This is a genomic window from Buttiauxella cochleicola (genome assembly GCF_021282435.1).
GTDB classification, from domain to species: Bacteria; Pseudomonadota; Gammaproteobacteria; order Enterobacterales; family Enterobacteriaceae; genus Buttiauxella; species Buttiauxella massiliensis.
In genome coordinates this window covers 235102-253196 of sequence record NZ_JAJSOT010000003.1, presented here as the reverse complement: position 1 = coordinate 253196, position 18095 = coordinate 235102, and the positions used below count along the sequence as shown (strand labels likewise).

Annotated in this window: 14 protein-coding genes and 2 pseudogenes; 8 read left to right on the top strand and 8 right to left on the bottom strand. The window is 50.1% G+C overall.

The window, feature by feature from the left end; genetic code table 11:
• Window positions 1-267 precede the first annotated feature (267 nt).
• The 3 genes from mglB to mglC all read left to right on the top strand — a co-directional run bounded on the left by mglB (window position 268) and on the right by mglC (window position 3899).
• On the top strand, window positions 268-1266 hold the full coding sequence (mglB, locus tag LVQ77_RS10045) for a galactose/glucose ABC transporter substrate-binding protein MglB (RefSeq protein ID WP_232866997.1): 999 nt from the start codon (window positions 268-270) through the stop codon (window positions 1264-1266).
• Window positions 1267-1347: 81 nt separating this feature from the next.
• A complete protein-coding gene (gene mglA, locus LVQ77_RS10040; protein ID WP_151994480.1) occupies window positions 1348-2868 on the top strand; it encodes a galactose/methyl galactoside ABC transporter ATP-binding protein MglA in 1521 nt (506 codons plus the stop codon).
• Between the two features lie 20 nt (window positions 2869-2888).
• Window positions 2889-3899 carry a galactose/methyl galactoside ABC transporter permease MglC gene (gene mglC / locus LVQ77_RS10035; protein WP_064512455.1) on the top strand — a complete coding sequence of 337 codons (1011 nt, stop codon included), beginning with the start codon at window positions 2889-2891 and terminating at the stop codon, window positions 3897-3899.
• Between the two features lie 69 nt (window positions 3900-3968).
• Here mglC and sanA read toward each other — a convergent pair whose 3' ends face one another.
• From sanA to ldtB, 5 genes are all read right to left on the bottom strand, one after another.
• Window positions 3969-4688, bottom strand: coding sequence for an outer membrane permeability protein SanA (gene sanA / locus LVQ77_RS10030; protein WP_034458641.1), 720 nt, complete (start codon window positions 4686-4688; stop codon window positions 3969-3971).
• A 131-nt stretch (window positions 4689-4819) separates the two neighbouring features.
• A complete protein-coding gene (cdd, locus tag LVQ77_RS10025) occupies window positions 4820-5704 on the bottom strand; it encodes a cytidine deaminase (RefSeq protein ID WP_154154862.1) in 885 nt (294 codons plus the stop codon).
• A 130-nt stretch (window positions 5705-5834) separates the two neighbouring features.
• Entirely contained in the window at window positions 5835-6530 is a 696-nt protein-coding gene (locus tag LVQ77_RS10020; protein WP_232867003.1) for a CidB/LrgB family autolysis modulator, read from the bottom strand.
• Window positions 6527-6928, bottom strand: a complete 402-nt coding sequence (locus LVQ77_RS10015) for a CidA/LrgA family protein (RefSeq protein ID WP_232867006.1) — start codon at window positions 6926-6928, stop codon at window positions 6527-6529. Before LVQ77_RS10015 ends, LVQ77_RS10020 begins: the two co-directional genes overlap by 4 nt.
• A gap of 195 nt (window positions 6929-7123) precedes the next feature.
• Window positions 7124-8044 (bottom strand): L,D-transpeptidase, encoded by a 921-nt coding sequence (gene ldtB, locus LVQ77_RS10010; protein WP_034458635.1) that lies wholly within the window; start codon window positions 8042-8044, stop codon window positions 7124-7126.
• Between the two features lie 228 nt (window positions 8045-8272).
• On the opposite strand from ldtB, the gene LVQ77_RS10005 reads away from it, so the two are divergent.
• Window positions 8273-9868 (top strand): ABC-F family ATPase, encoded by a 1596-nt coding sequence (locus LVQ77_RS10005; protein ID WP_232865153.1) that lies wholly within the window; start codon window positions 8273-8275, stop codon window positions 9866-9868.
• A gap of 49 nt (window positions 9869-9917) precedes the next feature.
• On the opposite strand, the pseudogene LVQ77_RS10000 reads toward LVQ77_RS10005, so the two are convergent.
• Window positions 9918-10747: pseudogene (locus LVQ77_RS10000) on the bottom strand (glycoside hydrolase family 31 protein); the annotation flags it as partial.
• Between LVQ77_RS10000 and LVQ77_RS09995 the strand changes: the two are divergent.
• A pseudogene (locus LVQ77_RS09995) lies at window positions 10734-11293 on the top strand (substrate-binding domain-containing protein); the annotation flags it as partial. The pseudogenes LVQ77_RS10000 and LVQ77_RS09995 overlap by 14 nt on opposite strands.
• Here the strand turns inward: LVQ77_RS09995 and moeB are convergent.
• Complete coding sequence (gene moeB / locus LVQ77_RS09990; protein WP_232904365.1) at window positions 11281-12042, bottom strand: molybdopterin-synthase adenylyltransferase MoeB; 762 nt, start codon at window positions 12040-12042, stop codon at window positions 11281-11283. The pseudogene LVQ77_RS09995 and the gene moeB sit on opposite strands and share 13 nt — an antisense overlap.
• 2 nt (window positions 12043-12044) lie before the next feature.
• A complete protein-coding gene (gene moeA, locus LVQ77_RS09985; protein WP_232865157.1) occupies window positions 12045-13277 on the bottom strand; it encodes a molybdopterin molybdotransferase MoeA in 1233 nt (410 codons plus the stop codon).
• 394 nt (window positions 13278-13671) lie between these two features.
• Between moeA and LVQ77_RS09980 the strand changes: the two genes are divergently transcribed.
• Genes LVQ77_RS09980 through gsiB form a run of 3 tightly spaced genes read left to right on the top strand, consistent with a single transcriptional unit; the run spans window position 13672 to window position 18045 of the window.
• Window positions 13672-14619, top strand: coding sequence for an isoaspartyl peptidase/L-asparaginase (locus tag LVQ77_RS09980; RefSeq protein WP_232904364.1), 948 nt, complete (start codon window positions 13672-13674; stop codon window positions 14617-14619).
• Window positions 14619-16469: a glutathione ABC transporter ATP-binding protein GsiA gene (gene gsiA / locus LVQ77_RS09975; protein ID WP_232904363.1), complete on the top strand. Its 1851-nt coding sequence runs from the start codon at window positions 14619-14621 to the stop codon at window positions 16467-16469. The genes LVQ77_RS09980 and gsiA overlap by 1 nt, the downstream gene beginning before the upstream one ends.
• Window positions 16470-16506: 37 nt before the next feature.
• The gene (gene gsiB / locus LVQ77_RS09970; RefSeq protein WP_232904362.1) at window positions 16507-18045 is read left to right on the top strand and encodes a glutathione ABC transporter substrate-binding protein GsiB; all 1539 of its coding nucleotides are present in this window, start codon (window positions 16507-16509) and stop codon (window positions 18043-18045) included.
• Window positions 18046-18095: the final 50 nt, after the last annotated feature.

The following is an 18095-nucleotide window of genomic DNA, read 5'->3' as shown; positions in this document are numbered from 1 at the left end:
CAATTTGTGAGTAAATTCACAGTTAATTAACAATGCGATGACTATGATGTCAGCGTCTTATCAGCTGAAACTATATGTAACGGTGACTAATCAGTTTACTTATAGGTATTCGGCAAAAAACTACCAATAAAAGCTGTTATGGAATGTTATTGAACACGGAAGAGTTTTTTAGAACAGAAAAATTTTCGGCATTCAGTAACGTTTTTGTAACAACGCTGCCTGCCTGAATACCCCTAAGAACTACCCTGCAAAAAAACCGGAGATACCATGAATAAGAAGGTTTTGACCCTGTCCGCCGTTATGTCTTGTATGTTGTTTGGTGCAGCCGCTCATGCAGCTGATACCCGTATTGGCGTGACCATTTACAAATACGACGATAACTTTATGTCAGTGGTTCGCAAAGCGATTGAGAAAGACGCAAAAGCTTCGCCAGACGTAGAACTGCTGATGAACGACTCACAGAATGACCAGTCCAAGCAGAACGATCAGATTGACGTACTGTTGGCAAAAGGCGTGAAAGCACTGGCAATCAACCTGGTTGACCCGGCTGCTGCTGGCACCGTTATCGAAAAAGCGCGCGGCCAGAACATTCCAATCGTGTTCTACAACAAAGAACCTTCTCGCAAAGCGCTGGATAGCTACGACAAAGCTTACTACGTCGGTACTGACTCTAAAGAATCAGGCATCATTCAGGGCGACCTGATTGCAAAACACTGGGCGGCTAACCCGGCGTGGGATCTTAACAAAGATGGTCAGGTTCAGTTCGTACTGCTGAAAGGCGAACCAGGTCACCCGGATGCTGAAGCGCGTACGACCTACGTTATCAAAGAGTTGAACAATAAAGGTCTGAAAACCCAACAGCTGCAGTTAGATACTGCAATGTGGGACACCGCTCAGGCGAAAGATAAGATGGACGCATGGTTGTCTGGCCCGAACGCTAACAAAATCGAAGTGGTTATTGCCAACAACGATGCGATGGCAATGGGTGCAGTTGAAGCGCTGAAAGCGCACAACAAATCTTCTATTCCAGTATTTGGTGTGGATGCCCTGCCAGAAGCGCTGGCACTGGTTAAATCTGGCGCAATGGCCGGTACCGTTCTGAACGATGCTAACAACCAGGCAAAAGCAACCTTCGACCTGGCTAAAAACCTGGCCGCTGGTAAGCCTGCCGCTGATGGCACTAAGTGGAAAATCGAAGACAAAATCGTTCGTATCCCTTATGTAGGTGTTGATCAGAGCAATCTGGCTGAATTTACTGGTAAATAAGTAATGTAGTTGGTTTATACCGGGCGTATTTATGCGCCCGGTTCAAAACTTACGCTCAGTGACACTATTGGAACCGTAATTATGGTCGACAATATTACAAATCAGTCGTCGGAATATTTGTTGGAAATGACCAACATTAATAAATCATTCCCCGGCGTTAAGGCACTGGATAATGTTAATTTAAAAGTCCGTCCTCATTCTATTCACGCATTAATGGGTGAAAACGGGGCTGGTAAATCAACGTTATTAAAATGTCTTTTTGGGATCTACAGCAAAGATTCCGGCAGCATTCTTTTTCAGGGACAAGAAGTAAATTTTTCCAGCACTAAAGAAGCGCTGGAGAACGGTATCTCGATGGTACACCAGGAGTTAAACCTGGTATTACAACGTACCGTTATGGATAACATGTGGCTGGGGCGTTACCCAACCAAAGGTATGTTTGTCGATCAAGACAAAATGTACCGTGATACCAAACATATATTTGATGAGCTGGATATTGATATTGACCCTAAAGCACGCGTGGGCACTTTGTCGGTATCACAAATGCAGATGATCGAAATCGCTAAAGCGTTCTCTTACAATGCTAAAATTGTCATTATGGATGAGCCAACATCCTCATTGACAGAAAAGGAAGTTAACCACCTTTTCAAAATCATTCGTAAATTAAAAGAACGTGGCTGCGGCATTGTTTATATTTCTCACAAAATGGAAGAGATCTTCCAACTGTGTGATGAGATAACCATCTTGCGTGACGGACAATGGATTGCCACCCAGCCATTAGAAGGGCTGGACATGGATAAAATCATCTCCATGATGGTAGGGCGCTCTCTGAACCAACGCTTCCCGACAAAAGAGAACGTGCCGGGTGACGTGATTTTGGAAGTGCGTAATTTGACTTCGTTGCGTCAGCCTTCAATTCGTGATGTCTCCTTCGATTTGCATAAAGGGGAAATCCTCGGTATTGCCGGTCTGGTCGGTGCGAAGCGTACTGATATCGTTGAAACGTTATTTGGTATCCGCGAAAAATCGGCCGGAACCATTAACCTGCACGGTAAAAAAATTAATAACCATTCGGCCAATGAAGCGATTAACCATGGTTTTGCGTTAGTAACTGAAGAGCGTCGCTCAACAGGGATTTACGCCTATCTGGATATTGGTTTTAACTCGCTGATTTCTAATATTCGCAATTATAAAAACAAAGTTGGCTTATTAGATAATTCACGCATGAAAAGTGATACCCAATGGGTAATTGACTCAATGCGTGTAAAAACACCTGGTCACCGTACTTCTATTGGTTCTTTATCTGGTGGTAACCAACAGAAAGTTATTATCGGGCGTTGGTTGTTAACACAGCCTGAGATCTTAATGCTGGATGAACCAACTCGCGGGATCGATGTTGGTGCTAAGTTCGAAATTTATCAGCTGATTGCTGAACTTGCTAAGAAAGGGAAAGGAATCATTATTATTTCGTCCGAAATGCCGGAGTTGTTAGGGATTACAGACCGTATTCTGGTGATGAGCAATGGTCTTGTTGCCGGAATTGTAGACACTAAAACAACCACGCAGAACGAAATATTACGTCTTGCGTCAGTGCATCTTTGATAATTTAGGGGCTATTGAAAATGAGTGCGTTAAATAAGAAAAGTTTTCTAACTTATCTGAAAGAAGGCGGCATTTATGTCGTTTTACTGGTGCTACTGGCAATTATTATTTTCCAGGATCCGACGTTTTTAAGTTTACTCAACTTAAGTAATATTCTTACCCAATCCTCGGTGCGTATTATTATTGCATTGGGCGTGGCGGGGCTGATTGTGACCCAGGGTACTGACCTTTCTGCTGGTCGTCAGGTGGGGCTTGCGGCGGTAATCGCGGCTACACTGCTGCAATCAATGGATAACGTCAATAAAGTTTTCCCTGAGATGCACAGCCTTCCTATCCCGGTGGTACTGCTTATCGTGTGCTCTATCGGTGCAGTCATTGGTCTGGTAAACGGAATTATCATCGCCTACCTGAACGTGACGCCGTTTATCACCACCTTGGGTACCATGATTATCGTTTACGGTATTAACTCCCTGTATTACGACTTTGTCGGAGCATCGCCGGTTTCTGGTTTTGAATCGCATTTCTCGACATTTACCCAGGGCTTTATTGCGTTAGGTAGTTTCCGGCTATCCTACATTACCTTCTATGCACTATTTGCTGTGATGTTCGTATGGGTGCTGTGGAACAAAACTCGCTTTGGTAAGAACATCTTCGCCATCGGTGGTAACCCGGAAGCGGCGAAAGTTTCAGGCGTTAACGTTGCACTGAACCTGATCATGATTTATGCGCTGTCCGGTGTGTTCTATGCCTTCGGCGGGATGTTAGAAGCAGGTCGTATCGGTTCTGCAACCAACAACCTCGGCTTTATGTACGAACTCGATGCGATTGCGGCATGCGTGGTAGGCGGTGTGTCATTCAGCGGTGGCGTGGGTACGGTTGTAGGCGTAGTGACCGGTGTAATCATCTTTACGGTCATCAACTACGGTCTGACTTATATCGGCGTGAACCCTTACTGGCAGTACATTATCAAAGGCGCGATTATTATCTTCGCAGTAGCCCTGGATTCTCTGAAGTACGCTCGTAAGAAGTAATCTCAACGGTTTTACCAAGACCCGCACAGGAAGATATGTGCGGGTTTTTTTATACGCTTTTTCTAGCCTCTATTTCTTATCTTTCTTCTGCAATTCCAGCAACTGCTCTGGCGTCACAGCCGGATAAGCTTGTGCATCTTCGGGGACTTCATGCATGGCGGGAATAGGGACTAGCGGCCCTAGGAAACGTGGCTCTCGCTTGAAGATATACAAATCTGCCAACGCACCCAGACGCGCACCAAATTCTCTGATACGTACAGTCATCATATTTTTCGGTGAAGGAACGGCGTAACACTGCGCCTGAATCCCCATATGCAGGGCGATAAAGAGTGCTCGTTCGCAATGGAAACGCTGAGTGATAATAATAAAATCATTAGTATCAAACACTTTGCGAGTACGCACGATGGAATCAAGTGTTCGGAAACCGGCGTAATCCAGCACGATATCGGCAGGGTCAACGCCACCGGCAATCAGATCTTTGCGCATGGTCATCGGTTCGTTGTAACTCTGCAGGGCATTATCTCCACTTAATAGCAGATAGTTCACTTTGCCGCTGTTATAAGCATTTAAAGCGCCCTGAATACGGAATTGATAGTACTGATTAATCACGCCAGTGCGGTAATACTTGGCGGTTCCCAGCACCACACCGACCTGGCGGTACGGCAGATCCTGAAGTTCGTCGTAGACGTAAGGCGCTGTTTTCCAGCTTATCCAGCGGTCAAGACACAGCGCAGCTATCACAGCCAAGCCGATGATGACCAACAGGCTATAAAACAAGCGCTTCAACATGGACTTGCGGCTCAATAAAGGGATGAAATTTTATTCAAGGCTACTTTACCTGGTGGTTAAGAGCAAGATTCGTGGAGTTGGTTGAATTAAAATTCGCCAGAACGGGCGCATTTACGCCCGTTCTGTGAGTTTTAGCTCAGAAGTGCGCGGTCGATATTCAGGCAGCCCAAAGCTTTCAGGGTCGCGGCAGTGGCATCCCATTGCGTCAATGGCGCATCGGCTTTCTCTGCAAGGATCGCTCGCTGAATTTCATTGTAGTCATAGCCTGAGAGGCTAAGCAGATTCAATGCAGCTTGCAGTGGCGGCAGGGAAGGGTTGAATGCTGCGTTTTCAGCATAACTTCCTTTGAAAATAGTTCCATCGCGCATTTCCAGTGCCACACCAGAAGGCGCGTTACTGTATGGCGCATGGCTGCGGTTAGCTGCCGCAATAGCCGCCTGACTTAGTTCATCACCGTGCGATGCAAAGCCATGGTCCATTGCATCAAGCAGTAATGTTTTGATTTCTAAATCGCGAGGGCCAAAGGCATCAGGCAAATAGTCGCCCAGGGTTGCAGGTTTGCGGCCTGGAAGGTTAATGCGCAATGCCACCCCGCTGTTCAGTTCATTCATAAACTGGCGGCAGTGTCCACAAGGCGTGTAGTTAACGGTAATTGCAGCAAGAGCTTTTTCCCCGCGCATCCACGCATGGGTAATCGCGCTTTGCTCGGCATGAACGGTCTGCTGCATGGTGGAGCCAAGAAACTCCATATTGCCGCCAAAATAGAGATTACCGCTTACACCACGAGCCACGGCACCAACATAGAACTGAGATAAATCAGCACGAGCACAGGCGGCTGCAAGCGGTAGCAAAGCGAATGCTAGTGCGTCGTCATCCAGTCCAGTCTGGGCTTTCAGTGAATCTACTTCCGTTGCACTAAACATTGCCGGGAAGTGAGAATCAGCAATCAGAGGTTGCAAAGCGGCTTGCAGAGAAGCCGGGAGCTGTGCGAGAGCAGCCTGAAAACGTGAGCGCATAAGTAGTAGCCTCATAACAAGTAATTGAACCGCAGTTTACGGATCTGTATGGGCTTTATATGTGATCTTTATCTAAATACAAATGCAACATATGAAATAAAGAACGAAATTGCGCGATCTCTCGCAAGTTTTAACCAAACATAGCTAAAAGCACCGGGAATAAGAACGGGGCAATAAGTGAGGTCATGATGCCGCAAATGACCAGAGCCAGAGAGCTGAACGCACCTTCCTGGAAATCCATTTCAGCGCAACGAGCAGTCCCCAGAGCATGAGATGCCGCTCCCATTGACAGGCCGCGTGAGGCTTTGGTTGAGATACGCATCAAGTTTAAAAGAGTGTGGCCAAATACTGCGCCAAGAATACCGACGAAAATCACGCATACGGCGCTAATTGCGGGGATACCGCCGATGCTGCCACCAACCGCCATCGCAATCGGCGTGGTGACGGACTTAGGCAAGATTGACGCGGCGATTTGCGGTGTTGCGCCCATTAATAATGCAACGGATGTTCCGGTCACCATCGCCACCATGCTGCCAATAAAACAGATGGTAATAATGGATTTCCAGCGCGCGCGAATCTGATGAAGCTGTTCGTAAAGCGGGAAGGCGAGGGCAACAACCGCCGGTTGCAGTAAATCGTTCAATACTTTACTGCCCGAAAAATAGTGATCGTATGGCGTACCGGTAAACACCAGAATGGGGATTATCACAATCATTGAAACTAATAATGGGTTCAGCAGCGGCGACTTATAACGCATTCCGATTTGGCGGGCGAGGAAGAAAGTCACCAGCGTTAAAGGTAAAGACCACCAGATATGATGCATCATTTTGTTTCGCCCTCGTTTTCACCGACTACTTTGCGCTCACCGTGCACTAAATGAGAACTCCAGCTTACGACCACTAATACCACTAAGGTACTGATAAAACAGGAAACCACCACCGGACCAAATTGTTGTCTTATGATATCGACATACTGCATAACGCCCACGCCAATCGGTACAAACAACAGCGCCATATAACGAATAAGCAGATGGCAGCTTGGCTTAACCCACTTGGCTGGCAGGATTTGCAGAGACAGCAAAACAAACAGAATTAACATGCCAATAATACTGCCGGGAATGGTGATTGGTAGCAACGAAGAGATTGCAATGCCTGCATATAAGCATATGTAAATTAATATAAAAGATCTCAGGTACTGCCAAATTACGGTGAGCAAGTTACGCATGGTGATTACCCTTTAAGAAACGCATTCATCATACAATTAAAGCTTAAAATGTGCTACCGATCACATCATGAATTATGAGCATACCAAATATTCCTCGAAGGAACTTTCCAGAATGTTTTGGGCAATCTCACAGCACCATGTTTTGCAGGTATAAAAAAAGCGACCCGCAGGTCGCTTTTTTGCTCAAGCAACAGATTAGTTCAGGCGAACCGGCATACCGGAACGGCCCAGAATAGCCTGGTCTACTACGGCGCTATCAACATCAGGCTGAGCGGTAATCGCAGTCACATTGCTTTTCAGCGTGATTGGCACGATTTCAGTCGAGTTGAACTGCTCTTCAGTCGTAGACAGTGGGTTGTGTACTTCAATGTAGCGCGAACCATCAGGCTCAACAGTTGCTTTCACTGGTTCATTGATGAACTGAACACGCGTACCGACTGGCACTTTCTCGAACAGGAACTTAATGTCTTCATTACGCAGGCGCACACAACCGTGGCTTACACGCAGGCCGATACCAAAGTTCGCGTTGGTACCGTGAATTGCATACAGGCGGCCAATGTACAGTGCATACAGACCCATAGGGTTGTCTGGGCCAGCTGGAACAACGGCTGGTAATGGCGTACCGGCAGCGATGTACTCCGCATGCATTTTTGCAGTCGGCGTCCAGGTCGGGCCTGCTTTCTTACGTTCTACTTTGGTCGTCCAGTTCAGCGGGGTGTCTTTACCCAACTGGCCGATACCGATTGGCAACACGATTACAGTGTTAGTACCCGCAGGGTAATAGTAGAGGCGCATTTCAGCACTGTTGATGACAATGCCTTCATGAACGGTATCCGGCAGGATGAGCTGCTGAGGAATGTTCAGGATGGTGCCTGGTTTTGGCAAATACGGGTCAACGCCTGGGTTTGCTTCCAACATGTTGGAAAGCCCCATTTGGTAACGCGCTGCATATTCTTCCAGCGGTGCGGTGCTACCTTCAGGAATTGTAACAACCTGGTTTTGACCAATCAGACGGCTGCCATCGGTTGGCAGAGGATAGGTCACGGCAGAAGCTGTTTTGCTAAAAGCCACAACAGCCACAAATGCCAGTAAAATTGTGCGTAGTTTCATATTCATGTTATGCAATGTATTTATGGCCATGCAGGCTAGTTAGTGAAGAAACGGAGCGATTTGAGCGCGCATTATATGTGCATTCCCTCAGCCTGGGAAATCAGATGTGGATTAAATCACACTTTTTTGCATATTGATTATTTTATCACCAGCGCACAAGCAGAGCGATCTGCACGTTGAGTTATGGCATAATGTGCCCGATCTCACATATTACAATTTTACCAGGACATCTCTGTGCTAGTTTCCAGTAACGTCACAATGCAGTTCGGCAGTAAGCCGTTGTTTGAAAATATTTCTGTCAAATTTGGCGGCGGCAACCGTTACGGCTTGATCGGCGCTAACGGTAGCGGCAAGTCTACCTTTATGAAGATCCTCGGTGGCGATTTAGAGCCAACGCTGGGTAACGTTTCACTTGATCCGAACGAACGCCTCGGTAAGTTGCGTCAGGATCAATTTGCCTTTGAAAAATTCACCGTTCTCGACACGGTAATCATGGGCCACGCTGAACTCTGGGAAGTAAAAGAAGAGCGCGACCGTATTTACGCGTTACCAGAGATGAGCGAAGAAGACGGCTACAAAGTGGCCGACCTGGAAGTCCTTTACGGCGAAATGGACGGTTACACCGCTGAAGCACGCGCGGGTGAGCTGCTGTTAGGCGTAGGCATTCCTGTAGAACAACATTACGGCCCGATGAGCGAAGTTGCTCCAGGCTGGAAACTGCGCGTGTTGCTGGCGCAGGCACTGTTCTCGAACCCAGAAATCCTGCTGCTTGATGAACCGACGAACAACCTGGACATCGACACCATTCGTTGGCTGGAAACCGTGCTCAACGAACGTAACAGCACCATGATCATCATTTCGCACGACCGTCACTTCCTGAACATGGTGTGTACTCACATGGCGGATCTGGACTACGGCGAACTGCGTGTTTATCCAGGCAACTACGACGAATACATGACAGCGGCAACACAAGTGCGTGAACGTCTGTTGTCTGATAACGCGAAGAAAAAAGCGCAGATTGCTGACCTGCAATCCTTCGTTAGCCGCTTTAGTGCCAACGCCTCTAAATCTCGCCAGGCGACTTCTCGTGCTCGCCAGATTGATAAAATCAAACTGGACGAAGTTAAAGCATCCAGCCGTCAGAACCCATTCATTCGCTTCGAGCAGGACAAGAAACTGTTCCGTAATGCGCTTGAAGTTGAAGGTCTGGCTAAAGGCTTTGATAACGGCCCGTTGTTCAAAGGCGTTAACATGCTGCTGGAAGTGGGTGAGAAACTCGCCATTCTGGGTACCAACGGCGTGGGTAAAACTACTCTGCTTAAAACTCTGGTCTCTGAACTGACGCCAGATGCAGGTACTGTGAAGTGGTCTGAGAACGTGCAAATCGGCTATTACGCACAGGATCACGAATACGAATTTGAAAATGACCTGACTGTGTTCGACTGGATGAGCCAGTGGATGCAAGAAGGTGACGACGAGCAAGCGGTGCGCAGCATCCTTGGCCGTCTGTTGTTCAGCCAGGACGATATCAAAAAGCCTGCGAAGGTGCTGTCCGGTGGTGAAAAAGGCCGCATGTTGTTTGGTAAATTAATGATGGAACGTCCTAACGTTCTGGTCATGGATGAACCAACCAACCACCTGGATATGGAATCTATTGAATCGCTGAACATGGCGCTGGAAATGTACCCGGGCACGCTAATCTTTGTTTCTCATGACCGTGAATTTGTTAGCTCGCTGGCAACCCGCGTGATTGAGATTACGCCAGAGCGCTTGATTGACTTTACCGGTGGCTACGAAGATTACCTGCGTAGTAAAGGTATTGACGGCTAATTTAGCGTTAAAAGAAAAAACCGCCGAATTCGGCGGTTTTTTTTATGTTTCAGATCTTCCAGCTATCCTGTTCTTTCCCATCAACGATCAAACGGCGCTTCTCACCCACCGGCAACGTTAACGTCATCTCTTTCCACGCTGGGATGTAATCACCTTTGCGGGTGAACTCCACGCGGATATCGTCTGCCGTACAGCGAATTTCCCAGTTCAGCCACAGCGCGTTGCCTTGCTGATAACCCCATGACTCGCCGTCATCTTCAAACAGGCTACCGTGAGAAACGCCGCTACCTTGCAGCGGATACACTTTCAGTTCGCGAACATTGTCAGCGCTCGCTAACACATGCGTAATACGTGCAGAATGCGGCAGGGCAGCACCAGCGCGAACATCCCGGCGCAACCGGAACGTGAGATCAAGTATGGGCGTTTTCCGGGAGCAAACTTCTGCTGTGCTTCCAAAGAGGCGCGCATCATCAGCAGTGGCATCACGGGGCGGATATTTTTGATAGCAATCTCTTCGCCAAAACCGTGGCAGCGCGCTTCGCCATCCCACACTTCGTATTCGTTATTATCGTTCCAGGTAGAATCGATACCCATTTCCAGCAACTGCGTGGTGACACCGTTCTGCCACCATTTCACCGTTGCCGGATTGGTGAAGTCGAGATGTGAACCTTCATCGTCCCAGAAGATTGAACGTTCCGGGCTATCTTGCTCGGAGTCTTGAATAAACAGACCTTGCTCCACCACTTCCTGGTAGCGCGGGTGATCCTGCAACAGGCACGGCTTAATATTTGCCGCCAGTTTAATGCCTGCGTCGTGGAACGCCTGGCTCATTACTTTCGGCTGCGGCACTTTGTCGTAGTTCCAGTTGATCAACTGTCGCGACCGCAAAATGCGCCTTCCCGGCGTTGCACCCGATCACCAACTGATTGGCGACTATGCGGCAAGCTACTTATTTGAGCAGGGGCACAAAGCTGTGGTCAATTTGCTCTGCCTGCGCAGCATCTGATTACCGCGCAAAATTTCAGTGCTAAAGAGAGCGAAAGATTAATCAGTGAGTTTCTGGAAAAGACGCCTCGTCATCAGCTACCAACCGCCTTGTTAGTGGGTGGTGATTTTATGGCTGCAGGGGCTGTAAGCGCACTTCAAAATGCGGGACTACGCGTGCCGCACGATATTTCAGTGATGAGTATCGACGGCTTTAACCTGGCCGCTATTCATGATGTGCCGCTGACCTCGGTTCATGTACCGCGTGACCAGCTTGGCGAAGAGGCCGTGCATATACTCCAGCAACGTTTAATTCGTCCGGATGCACCGGTCGGGAATTTACTGCTCAATGGCATGCTGGTAGTGCGAGAGTCAGTGCGCCGTATTCGCCCAAACAAGAGCCATACGGCGGTCAGTAGTGTAGGGCTTTATGACGAGTGAGTTCCGCACACTTCACATTGCGGGTTACGCGGCAGTTTCATTTCGCGGAATTGGCAGGTCATCGCATCGTACATCACGATTTTCCCGCTCGCAGGTGTACCGTAATTGGCCAGTAGCTTGATGGCTTCCATCGCTTGCAATGAACCAATTATCCCGACTAGCGGGGCCATCACGCCCGCTTCCACACAGGTCAGCGCATTCTCGCCAAACAGGCGGCTCAGGCAGCGATAACAAGGTTCGCCATCCTGATAAGTGAACACACTGATTTGCCCTTCCATACGAATCGCCGCGCCGGAAACCAGCGGTTTTTTCAGCGTAAAACAGCACTGATTCAGCTGATTACGAATCGCCACGTTATCGGTGCAATCCATCACCAGGTCGTGCTCAGCAATCAATTCCAGCAACTGCGCTTCGTCTAACAGCGCATTGATAGCATCAATCTGAATATGCGGATTAATTGCCGCCAGCGCATCCCTTGCAGAATCGACTTTTGGCTGCCCGATAGTGGCATCACGATGCAGCGTCTGGCGCTGCAAATTCGACAGCGCCACGGTATCAAAATCCAGCAATGTCAGGTGCCCGACACCCGCAGCGGCAAGATACGGGGCGGCAGCACAACCCAGCCCGCCAAGCCCAACAACCAATGCACGCGCAGCTTTCAACGCTTCCTGCCCGTCGAAATCAAAACCGCGCAGAATAATCTGGCGGTTATAGCGCAGCATTTCCTGGTCGCTTAATTCAGCGCTCATCTTTAGCCCCCGAACAGGTGATTGAATGGTTCAACCTCAACCCAATCGCCTGCATCAACATTGCCACGCTCGCGTTCCAGCACGATAAAACAGTTGGCCTGGCTAAATGAGCTGAAAATATGCGAGCCCTGGTGGCCGGTGCTCAGCACTTCTAATTGCCCGTCTTCACCGGTGCGCATGATGCCGCGTTGGAAATCGAGGCGGCCCGGAGACTTTTTCAGGCGTCCGACCGTGCGAGCACGCTGGCGTGGTGGCAGGGCATTTCCTTGCTGACCACTTAATTTGGCTAATAACGGCTGCACGAGTTGATAGAAAGTGAGTGCCGCAGAAACCGGGTTACCCGGCAGGCCGCAGAACCAGCTGTTTTTCAGGCGGCCAAAGGCAAAAGGTTTGCCCGGTTTAATTGCCAGTTTCCAAAAACCAACTTCGCCTAACTCTTCGAGCAATTGCTTGGTGTAATCCGCTTCACCGACGGAAACACCGCCGCTGCTGATAACCACATCGGCCTGGCTGTCTGCTTCGATAAATGCGGCGCGCAGGGCTTCGGGGTCATCACGAATAATCCCTAAATCGATAACGTCACAGCCCAACTGCTCCAGCATGATATGCACAGCAAGGCGGTTGGTGTCGTATATTTGACCGTCGCCAAGTGGTGTGCCCGGTAGTTGCAGTTCATCGCCGGTTGAGAACACTGCCGCGCGAACTTTGCGTAATACCGCGACTTCAGGAATACCCAACGAGGCAATCAGCGGTAATTCCGCCGCCGTCAGCTTTTTACCCGCAGACAACACGCTGCCGCCCTGGCGAATATCTTCACCGCGCAGACGCACGTTTTGCCCGTTTTTCACCGCTTCGTTAAAGCGCACGCCGCTTTCAGTCACGGTAGCTTCTTCTTGCATCACAACGGCATCGGTTCCTTGCGGCACAGGCGCGCCAGTCATAATACGAATGCAAGTGCCTTGCGGCCATTCGTCGGCAAAAGGCTGCCCGGCAAAGGCTTTTCCTGCTACCGGCAACGCTGTTCCCAGAGCCAGGTCTTTCAGACGCACCGCATAACCGTCCATTGCTGAATTATCAAAACCCGGAACATCAATTGGAGAAGTGACAGGGTGCGACGTAATGCGCCCACACGCCTTCAGCAAAGGGATAGACTCAGATTCGGTGACAGGAACAATACGCGAAAGCATCTGTTCCATTGCGGTTTCAAGCGGGATAAGCCCGGCGGTAAATTCCATGAAAGCTCCTGCGGCGCGGGAAAAATATGTCGGACATTATGGCAGAGAAACGCCGCTGGCTGATATACCCGTCATACTTCAAGTTGTGGGGGTGTTGGCTGCACTCACTTACCCCAGTCACTTACTCAAGTAAGCTCCTGGGGATAAGCTCCCTTGCCGCGTTACTCGGCGAAGCCTCGCCCCTTTGGGGCCAGCGCAAGCGCTGTTCAAAAGGCTGAAGCCTTTTGTCCCACAACTCGAATTATTTAGGGTAAGAGGAGTAACCCAAGGCACCATTTACCTTTACATCACATTTACATCTTTCTATATTCAAAAATCGTCTCAAGCCGGTTCGACTAATCTGATATTTATAGAGAAAGTAAAACCGGACTTCACATGACAGGGCTACGTCGATATGACCAAAGCAGTAATTGCTATCCACGGTGGCGCAGGAGCCATCACTCGCGCGCAACTCAGCCCCGAAAAAGAGCTGCTTTATATCAAAGCATTATCGGACATTGTTGAGGCGGGCCAGGCATTGCTGGCCGCCGGCGGCACTGCGCTGGACGCGGTGACCGAAGCGGTGCGTATGCTCGAAGAATGCCCGCTGTTTAACGCCGGGATCGGCGCGGTCTTTACCCACGACGGCACCCACGAACTCGATGCCTGCATTATGGATGGCAACACCCTTGAAGCCGGTGCGGTGGCGGGTGTGAGCCATATCCGCAACCCGATTCTTGCCGCGCGCCAGGTGCTGGAACACAGCCCGCACGTTTTGCTGATTGGTAAAGGTGCCGAAAACTTTGCCGAACAGCAGGGGCTTGAGCCGGTTTCGCCCGACATCTTCTTTACTCAGCAGCGCTGGGATCAGTTACAGCTCGCCCGAGCAAGCCAGCAAACCGTGCTGGATCACGACGAGCCGATTAACCCCAGCACCAAATTTGGCACCGTCGGTGCCGTCGCGCTCGATCAATATGGCAATTTGGCGGCGGCTACCTCAACGGGTGGCATGACCAACAAAATGCCAGGCCGTGTTGGTGACTCACCGATTATTGGCGCTGGCTGTTACGCCAATAACGCAAACGTTGCGGTCTCATGCACCGGAACCGGTGAAGTGTTTATGAAGACACTGGCGGCCTACGATATAGCGGCTCTGATGGAATATGCAGGTCTCAGCCTGCATCAGGCGACAGAACGTGTGGTGATGGAAAAACTCCCTGCGCTAGAAGGCAGCGGCGGAGTGATTGCCATTGATAGCGAGGGCAATGTGGCACTGCCTTTTAACAGCGAAGGAATGTATCGCGGCTACGGTTACGTGGGTGATGCTCCGAGCGTCGGAATCTATAGCAGCCAGGAGCATTGATGCCCCATAGTCACGAACTGCCCGATGATGAAGTGCTATCTGTCAGTGCACTCAACGTTAGCTTTCGCCAGGAAAAAGTCGATACCCAGGCGGTGTCAGACCTGTCATTAACGCTAAAGCGTGGTGAAACACTGGCGATTGTCGGGGAGTCTGGCTCAGGGAAATCAGTCACTGCTTTGGCGTTAATGCGCCTGCTCGACAAGTCAGCGAGCATTGTCGAAAGCGAAAAAATCCTGCTGCGCCGCCGCAATGGCCAGGTAATTGAACCCGCAGAGTTAAGCTCCTCGCAAATGCGCCATGTGCGCGGTGCGGATATTGCGATGATTTTTCAGGAGCCGATGACATCGCTAAACCCGGTGTTTCCGGTTGGCGAGCAAATCGCCGAGTCTATTCGTTTGCATCAAGGGCTCGATAAACATGCGGCGATGGAGGAAGCTCGCCGTATGCTCGAACGGGTACGTATCCCAGAGGCGAAAGCCATTTTAGGGCGCTACCCGCATCAGCTTTCAGGAGGCATGCGCCAGCGTGTGATGATTGCCATGGCGCTCTCATGCCGCCCGGCGGTGCTGATTGCCGATGAACCGACAACGGCACTGGACGTCACCATCCAGGCGCAAATCCTCCAGCTTATTCGCGTCCTGCAAGATGAAATGCAAATGGGGGTGATTTTTATCACTCACGATATGGGCGTGGTGGCGGATATTGCGGACCGCGTGTTGGTGATGTATCGCGGTAAGGCGGTTGAAACGGGGACTGTGGAGCAGATTTTTAATGCACCGCAGCATCCTTACACCAAAACATTACTGGCTGCGGTGCCACGCCTTGGTGCGATGAATGGGCGCGATTTGCCCTGCAAATTCCCGCTGATTGATCCAGATAATCCAGAGCAACAAGAACCGGAAACGGAGCAAGACACCGTCGCCCCCTGTTCCGTTCCCATTTTGCAAGTCAGCGATTTAGTGACACGTTTTGATATTCGCAGTGGCATTTTTAACCGCGTCACCAGCCGTGTTCATGCGGTGGAAAAAGTGAGTTTTGATTTATGGCCTGGCGAAACGTTAGGACTGGTGGGAGAGTCGGGTAGTGGCAAATCCACCACCGGGCGGGCGTTATTGCGGCTGGTAGAAAACCAGGGTGGCAGCATTCACTTTAACGGGCAGCGCATCGACACGCTGTCAAACGCGGACATGCAGCATGTACGCAAAGACATCCAGTTTATCTTCCAGGACCCGTACGCCTCGCTCGACCCGCGCCTGACGGTGGGCTATTCGATTATGGAACCATTACTGGTACATAACGTGATGCCCAAAGAGCAGGCTCAGCAACGTGTAGCCTGGTTGTTGGAGCGTGTTGGTTTGCTGCCTGAACACGCCTGGCGTTATCCGCACGAATTTTCTGGCGGGCAACGCCAGCGTATTTGCATTGCACGAGCGCTGGCACTTAATCCCAAAGTGGTGATTGCCGATGAATCCGTCTCGGCGCTGGATGTTTCAATTCGCGCGCAAATCATCAACTTATTACTCGACCTACAGCGCGAATTTGGCATTGCCTTTTTGTTTATTTCTCATGATATGGCGGTGGTGGAGCGTATTTGCCATCGCGTTGCGGTGATGTATCTCGGGCAAATTGTTGAAATAGGCCCGCGACGCGCGGTGTTTGAAAACCCGCAACACCCGTATACCCGAAAATTAATGGCGGCGGTTCCGGTTGCAGATCCCGCACATCGTCGTCCAAAACCGGTTTTGCTTTCTGATGACATCCCCAGTAGCACGCACAAACTGGGGAGTGAACCGAAGGTTGCAACGCTTGTAAATGTGGGACCGGGGCATTTTGTCGCCCGGCCCCAGTAAAAATAATATTCCGGCCAAGGATAAACAGGGGAACACAATGACCATATTTGAGAATAAAAAATGGCTGCTGGCAGCGGGTCTGGCGACCAGCGTCATCGCTACACCGGCATTTGCTGCAAAGGATGTTGTCGTCGCTGTTGCATCCAACTTCACTACGCTTGACCCGTATGATGCCAATGACACGCTTTCACAGGCGGTAGCAAAGTCGTTTTATCAGGGGCTGTTCGGCCTTGATAAAGAGATGAAACTGCAAAATGTGCTGGCGGAAAGCTACACCGTTTCTGACGATGGACTGGTTTACACCATCAAACTGCATCCGGGCGTTAAATTCCAGGATGGCACCGACTTCAACGCCGACGCGGTGAAAGTGAACCTTGATCGCGCCAGCAATCCGGAAAACCATCTCAAGCGCTATAACCTGTATAAAGCGATTGCAAGCACCGAAGCGGTTGACGCCAACACCGTGAAAATCACGCTGAAACAGCCATTCTCGGCGTTTATTAATATTCTTGCCCACCCGGCAACGGCGATGATTTCCCCGGCGGCGCTGAAAAAATACGGCAAAGAAATTGGCTTCCACCCGGTGGGCACCGGCCCGTATCAGCTGGATACCTGGAACCAGACCGATTTTGTGAAGGTGAAGAAATTCGACGGTTACTGGAAACAGGGCCTGCCAAAACTCGACACTATCACCTGGCGCCCGGTAGTTGATAACAATACCCGCGCGGCCATGCTGCAAACCGGCGAGGCGCAGTTTGCCTTCCCAATCCCTTACGAGCAGGCAGGGGTGCTTGAGAAAAACGACAAGCTGGAACTGGTGGCTTCACCTTCCATCATGCAGCGCTATCTCAGCATGAACGTGACGCAAAAGCCGTTTGATAACCCTAAAGTACGTGAAGCGATTAACTACGCGATTAATCGCCAGGCACTGGTGAAAGTGGCGTTTGCCGGATATGCGACCCCAGCCGAAGGCGTTGTGCCGCCATCAATCGACTTCGCGCAAAAATACAAACCATGGCCGTATGATCCGGCAAAAGCGCGTGAACTGCTGAAAGAAGCGGGTTATCCGAACGGTTTCGAAACCACCTTGTGGTCATCGCACAACCACAGCACCGCCCAGAAAGTATTGCAGTTCACCCAGCAGCAACTGGCGCAGGTCGGCATTAAAGTGAAAGTCACGGCGATGGATGCCGGGCAGCGTGCCGCTGAAGTAGAAGGCAAAGGACAGAAAGAGAGCGGTGTGAGAATGTTCTACACCGGCTGGTCGGCCTCGACCGGCGAAGCAGACTGGGCACTGTCGCCATTGTTTGCCTCATCAAACTGGCCGCCAACACTGTTTAACACGGCTTTCTACAGCAACCCACAGGTGGATAAAGATTTGAGTGAAGCGCTGAAAACCACCAATCGTGATGACAAAGCGAAGTTGTACAAAGACGCGCAGGACACTATCTGGAAAGAGTCTCCGTGGGTGCCACTGGTGGTTGAAAAACTGGTTTCTGCACACAGCAAAAACCTTAGCGGTTTTTATGTGATGCCGGATACCGGATTTAGTTTTGATGATGCGGATTTGAAATAACAACGGACTGTGCTGTTGTAAGGTGGATTAGCGTAAGCGACATCCACCGC

Excerpts from the sequence above, each read along its gene's own strand:
- mglC (WP_064512455.1), top strand. The coding sequence starts at position 2,889 with ATGAGTGCGTTAAATAAGAAAAGTTTTCTAACTTATCTGAAAGAAGGC.
- moeB (WP_232904365.1), bottom strand. The coding sequence starts at position 12,042 with ATGAGCGCTGAATTAAGCGACCAGGAAATGCTGCGCTATAACCGCCAG.
- mglA (WP_151994480.1), top strand. The coding sequence starts at position 1,348 with ATGGTCGACAATATTACAAATCAGTCGTCGGAATATTTGTTGGAAATG.
- cdd (WP_154154862.1), bottom strand. The coding sequence starts at position 5,704 with ATGCGCTCACGTTTTCAGGCTGCTCTCGCACAGCTCCCGGCTTCTCTG.
- LVQ77_RS10015 (WP_232867006.1), bottom strand. The coding sequence starts at position 6,928 with ATGCGTAACTTGCTCACCGTAATTTGGCAGTACCTGAGATCTTTTATA.
- ldtB (WP_034458635.1), bottom strand. The coding sequence starts at position 8,044 with ATGAATATGAAACTACGCACAATTTTACTGGCATTTGTGGCTGTTGTG.
- sanA (WP_034458641.1), bottom strand. The coding sequence starts at position 4,688 with ATGTTGAAGCGCTTGTTTTATAGCCTGTTGGTCATCATCGGCTTGGCT.
- gsiA (WP_232904363.1), top strand. The coding sequence starts at position 14,619 with ATGCCCCATAGTCACGAACTGCCCGATGATGAAGTGCTATCTGTCAGT.
- mglB (WP_232866997.1), top strand. The coding sequence starts at position 268 with ATGAATAAGAAGGTTTTGACCCTGTCCGCCGTTATGTCTTGTATGTTG.
- LVQ77_RS09980 (WP_232904364.1), top strand. The coding sequence starts at position 13,672 with ATGACCAAAGCAGTAATTGCTATCCACGGTGGCGCAGGAGCCATCACT.
- gsiB (WP_232904362.1), top strand. The coding sequence starts at position 16,507 with ATGACCATATTTGAGAATAAAAAATGGCTGCTGGCAGCGGGTCTGGCG.
- LVQ77_RS10020 (WP_232867003.1), bottom strand. The coding sequence starts at position 6,530 with ATGATGCATCATATCTGGTGGTCTTTACCTTTAACGCTGGTGACTTTC.
- moeA (WP_232865157.1), bottom strand. The coding sequence starts at position 13,277 with ATGGAATTTACCGCCGGGCTTATCCCGCTTGAAACCGCAATGGAACAG.